The following is a 5,400-nucleotide window of genomic DNA, read 5'->3' on the forward strand; positions in this document are numbered from 1 at the left end:
GTATATAGAAGTGCTTGATGAACATCTTTGAGACGATGCTCATAAATTTTAGCTAGCTCAACCAATGCTTCTATAGCGACGTCACCTTCACATGTTTGAACCAAGGGTTCAAACATGTCCACTGCCTCTTTCCAACTCTTCTCTTTTTTATAATGATAAGCCATCGCTAGCTGAGCTTTTTCATGCTCTTCTTTTTCTTTTTCTGCTACGCCCTGATAAAGAGAGAAAGCGTGCTTGTTCTCCCCTAACTGCTCGTACCACCTTGCTACTTCGTACGTTTCTTTTTCTGTAAACTCCTCACTAGTAAGGAGATGCTTTGATAAATGAATGTATAAGGTAATAAGCGATAAAATATCATGTTCATTATGTTTCATAATATCGAATAAGCCTCTTGGATTCTTCGTTTCAATAAAATCAAAATAAATCATGGGAGCTAAAAAACCTGGAATATCATCAACTCGTTCAATTCCAAGTATTTCTTTTTCGACATTCGCAAGCTTCACCGAACTCATTTTGTGTTTCCACAGCCTTCTTGACGCATGCAGCAAATCAAAGTGACCGAACTTAGGCAGCTTGGGCAAATGATCTCTCAATAGCGTATGGCGAGTCTTCACGTGAGGCCAATCGAAAGATTTCCCATTATAAGTCACAAGCGTCGTATAGTCTACTTCTTTTAAAAAACTTTCGTAAAATGCTACTTCTCCACTTGGCTCCGTTAATATATGCTGACGAAAAACGACGGAATCTTTTAGCACCCTTGCATATCCTAGTAAAAAGATAGTCGTTCCCGTACCTGTACTAAGCCCCGTCGTTTCCGTATCAAAGAAAAATAAATCTGAATATGTGTGGCCTTTCGATGAAAGCGGATGAGCAACTGTAGACCGATTCCATACTTCCACTACTTTTTTCAGCTCATTAAATTCATAATGTCCATGTTTGTAGTCGAGCGGGTAAACCACTTCTCTAATCATACAGTAGCTGTCTTCCGCAAAGTAAGGCACAGCATAATTTCCCTTCCATTCCTGCTCATAGGGAATAGATGCGCTCTTAGGTCGCTGCGGGTTACTTTCAACCGGCGGCTTTGCTTCTGTAACATGAAGATGCTTTTTCATACGGTTTAATTTATTTTTAAAAGACAAGAGTTCACCTACTTTGCAGTTGTTGTAGCAGCACGAGCGCATCGCTTTTTGCGTTTTCTCCCTGTGCTTCCATACCGATACAAGACGGACAGCCGCTTTCGCAAGAACAATTTACAATTAATTGATTGGTTTGACTTAGCACATCATTCATTTGTTCGTACACTTTGTCACTTAGCCCAATGCCTCCCGGGTATCGATCATATAAGAAGATAGTCGGCTGTTCGTTGTGCACCGCTTTTACCTGAGGCACTACATGTAAATCAGACGGATCGCACATCACCATAAGCGGTGCAATTGACTGAAGGGCATTTGCCACGGAAATGAGCGCTTGTTCCAATCGTTCTTCAGATTCGTAAAACTGTTCTTTTTCAAAGCTTAGCCACACGGCATTTGTATGAAGCTCTTCTTCTGGARGTGAAATGGGACCTGACCCTATGTTTTCATGCGTCTCAAACTTTATTTTTTTAAATATCGTAGCCATAGCGCTGACCATTACATCGCCATAACCAATTGAATATGTTCTCTCCATCCGTTCTTTATCAGCTTCTAGCACCTTTAAGTTAACCGCTAAGTTTGCATCGGTGAAATAGTCTACATCGACTTCACGAACATACGCTTTTTTCTCATCCCAGTCCAAGTATTCTACCTGATACTGAATGCCTTGATGTAAGTAAATCGCCTCATCATGAAGAAGCGTCATGGCACTAAAGCGATCCATTTCTCCAATTACTTTCACATTTGCAACGTCCGATTGATCAATGATGACAACATTTTCTTGGGATGCAGAACGCAGACTGATATTATGAGCTGGGAACGAATCATTCATCCAGTACCATTTGTCTCCGCTAAAATGAATCACTCGCTCTTCTTGCAAAAACTCCAACACATCTTCAATTTCTACCCCATCAAATGTTTCTCCCTGCTTAAACGGCAGCTCATAGGACGCACATTTTAAATGATCGACTAAAATAACAAGATTATCAGGATTAATTCGAGCTGTTTCTGGGTTTCTGCTAAAAAAGTAGTCCGGATGCTGAATCATATACTGATCAAGCGGACTTGAACTTGCGACCATCACAATGACGGCTTCTCCGTGACGTCTCCCTGCTCGTCCTGCTTGCTGCCAAGCGCTTGCAACCGTGCCTGGATAACCTGTCATCACGCACACCTGCAGCTGCCCGATATCCACTCCTAGCTCTAAAGCATTCGTACTGACTACCCCGTAAATACTCCCCTCTCGAAGTCCTCTTTCTATTTCCCGTCGCTGCTTCGGCAAATATCCTCCGCGGTACCCTTGAATAGACTTATTTTGAAGCTGGTTTTTTACGAGCTCCTGCAGATACGTTAAAATAATTTCCACTCGTACGCGGCTTCGTGCAAATACAATCGTTTGAATTTTATTTTTCAAAAACTCTCCTGCAATATTTCGCACTTCAAGCGTAGCACTTCTTCTAATGTTTAGCGGTTTATTAACAATAGGCGGGTTATAAAAAATAAAATGCTTGCGGCCGCTAGGCGCTCCGTTGTTATCTACTAACATAACATGAGCTCCCGTTAAATGTTCAGCGAGTTCTTTTGGGTTAGCGATGGTGGCTGATGTACAAATAAAGGTAGGATTGCTTCCATAGTAGCGGCAAATTCGCTTTAACCGGCGTATAACGTTGGCTACGTGGCTTCCAAAAACACCGCGGTACGTATGAAGTTCATCAATCACAATGTACTTCAGGTTTTCAAACAGTGATACCCATTTAGTATGATGAGGTAAAATAGCTGAATGAAGCATATCTGGATTCGTAATAACAATATGACCTGCTTTTCTTACCTTTTGACGGATATTTGCCGGAGTATCTCCATCATACGTGTAGCTATTGATTGGTACTTCCATTTCTTCAATGATTTCATTTAATTCACTTTTTTGATCTTGGGCAAGGGCTTTTGTTGGAAACAAATAAAGAGCTCTAGCCTGATCATTCTCCACAATACTTTGGAGTACTGGCAAGTTGTAGCACAATGTTTTCCCCGATGCTGTCGGCGTCACAGCCACAACATTCTTCTTAGCTGTCGCCAAATCAAACGCTGTTTTTTGATGCGTATAAAGCGAACCAATTCCTCGGTTCTCAAGTGCTCGCCGTAGTTTCGTATGCAAAGAAGCCGGAAATGGCGCAGTTTTAGCTTCTTTCTCTTCGATTGTATGCCAATGAACAATATTTTTTTGATATGACGGATTCGTTTGCAAGATATCCATTACTTCTTGTAAGTTTTTTCGTATTCTCATTTTCATCACCTGCTTCTATTTTAACGAATGAACGTTCGATAGAAAACCATAAGTTTTTGTATGTTTTTGGGGGATTCGGACATGGTATTAATACAGTGAATTTTTCAAGGAGATGTTAAAAATGGGAAGCCCTTATCTTTGCCCTAGCTGCAAAACAAATCGAACGCGCTTTAATATTATTGAACAAAATGCAAAACCTGTAAAAATGGACCCAAGAAGCGGAGACGTCGTAGAAGAATACACAAACGATACGCTCGATGCCTTTCACGCTGCTTATAACGGACCGCAAAAACGTATTCAGTGCGGAGCTTGCGGCTTAGTAGAAGATGAGACCATGTTTGTACGGCATGCTGAAACCAATAAACTTCAATAAAAAAGGTGAGGCTCTTTGGCCTCACCTTTAATCATGTAAATCTTTATGCTTTTTCTTGATCAAAAAGCAGACATTCTCATCTAAAAAATTCATGTCTTTTCTTATACAAACATGCTAAAATACCTAAAAAAAGATATGGAGATGATGGTCATGTCATTTCTTCTTTCGCTTTTACCTTTCTCCTTTCTGAAGAAATGTCATTTTCCTTCAGGAAGAGAAGTTAATGAAGATAAAATGTTCGATAAAACGAATGTAGAGATGCTTCAACAGAGAGTCAAGCTAGTTTCACTTGCTCTTGTAGTTTCCTATCCTATTTATATTTATATAGGGTTTTCTTTACTTCAACATGCGGGGACACCTCAGTTTAGACATACACTAATTGGTATTCATTTCACTAGTTTTGCTCTCTCCTCTCTTTATTTATTTTTCTATTATGTTAGCAAGAGAAAAGAACGGTTTGCTAACTACTTAAGCACCATTGTATATGGCTATATATTTTATTACGTATTTGCTGCAGCACTTTCTACTATTAACAGTCAGCTTTTCACAGGTCGCGTAGACGTGTATATGATGCTCTTGATTTCCACAGCTGTTTTATGTCCTATGAAATTAAAACATCTGTGCATCATTTTTATTCCTAACCATCTTTTTTTACTATACGGCTTATCACGATATGTACCAGATTCTTTTTCTCTTATTTCAAAGCAGATCAATACAACTGCAGCAGTTGCTATCGCTTTACTTATTTCGTACATTCTTTATACATACCGTCACAAAGAATATATGAATCATTTACAGCTAAAAGAAAGCGAACGTAATTTTTTTACGCTGTTCAAAATTAATCCCTATCCTTTATTATTAACGAGATTATCCGACCACAAAGTGCTGCTCATTAACAATAAAGCTATTCATTTTTACAATCTTGCTGCTCAAGATCTTGATCAAATAGACGGATTTATAATCTATCCTACTGATGAAGATCGAGAGGAGATTTTAAAACGTCTTCAACAAAAGAAATATGTAAAAAACTACATCCTRGAAGCACGTGAACATGGAGATTCTAAGTGGGTTATGATCAATTATGAATTACTAGAGTATCAAAGCGAAAGCTGCATACTCGCAGGTATTACCGATATAACCGATTTAAAAGCGGTTGAGCATGAATTGAGCTTACACGCTTCAACTGATATGCTAACCGGAATTTTAAATCGAAGAAGCGGAATGGAAAAACTGCAGCTGGAACTGCTGAGAGCTAAAACCATTCATACATCTTTTCTATTATGTTTTATCGATATTAATTCTTTAAAACTAGTAAATGATCAATACGGTCATAGAGAAGGCGACTGGCTTATTAAAACAATAGCAGAATCAATTAGTGGTTATATTAGCAAAGATGATACGCTCTTTCGCTACGGAGGTGATGAGTTTTTATTAATTGCTCCTGAACAAACGGAAGAATACGTACAAGAGCTGTGGCAAAATATTAATGCACAGCTAGAAGATAAAAAGAAAGAATTTAATAAGCCATATGCACTGTCTGCGAGTTACGGATTTATTATATGTGCGCCTTCAGACGACACCAACCTAGATACATTAATTCAAAGAGCAGATGC

At 39.0% G+C, this 5,400-nt stretch carries 4 protein-coding genes; 2 read left to right on the forward strand and 2 right to left on the reverse strand.

Features of this window, described 5'->3' with window-relative positions; genetic code table 11:
- The coding region (locus AC1DRF_RS15855; RefSeq protein ID WP_477741116.1) for a ribonuclease H-like domain-containing protein at positions 1–1,112 on the reverse strand (1,112 nt) is incomplete at its 3' end.
- Between the two features lie 31 nt (positions 1,113–1,143).
- Positions 1,144–3,414: a DEAD/DEAH box helicase gene (locus tag AC1DRF_RS15860; RefSeq protein ID WP_477741117.1), complete on the reverse strand. Its 2,271-nt coding sequence runs from the start codon at positions 3,412–3,414 to the stop codon at positions 1,144–1,146.
- A 121-nt stretch (positions 3,415–3,535) separates the two neighbouring features.
- Between AC1DRF_RS15860 and AC1DRF_RS15865 the strand changes: the two genes are divergently transcribed.
- Together AC1DRF_RS15865 and AC1DRF_RS15870 are read left to right on the forward strand one after the other, a co-directional pair.
- Entirely contained in the window at positions 3,536–3,787 is a 252-nt protein-coding gene (locus AC1DRF_RS15865) for a hypothetical protein (protein ID WP_043979463.1), read from the forward strand.
- 234 nt (positions 3,788–4,021) lie between these two features.
- The coding region (locus AC1DRF_RS15870; RefSeq protein ID WP_477741118.1) for a sensor domain-containing diguanylate cyclase at positions 4,022–5,400 on the forward strand (1,379 nt) is incomplete at its 3' end.

It is taken from the genome of Priestia sp. P5_B4 (assembly GCF_056400385.1).

Excerpts from the sequence above, each read along its gene's own strand:
- AC1DRF_RS15865 (WP_043979463.1), top strand. The coding sequence starts at position 3,536 with ATGGGAAGCCCTTATCTTTGCCCTAGCTGCAAAACAAATCGAACGCGC.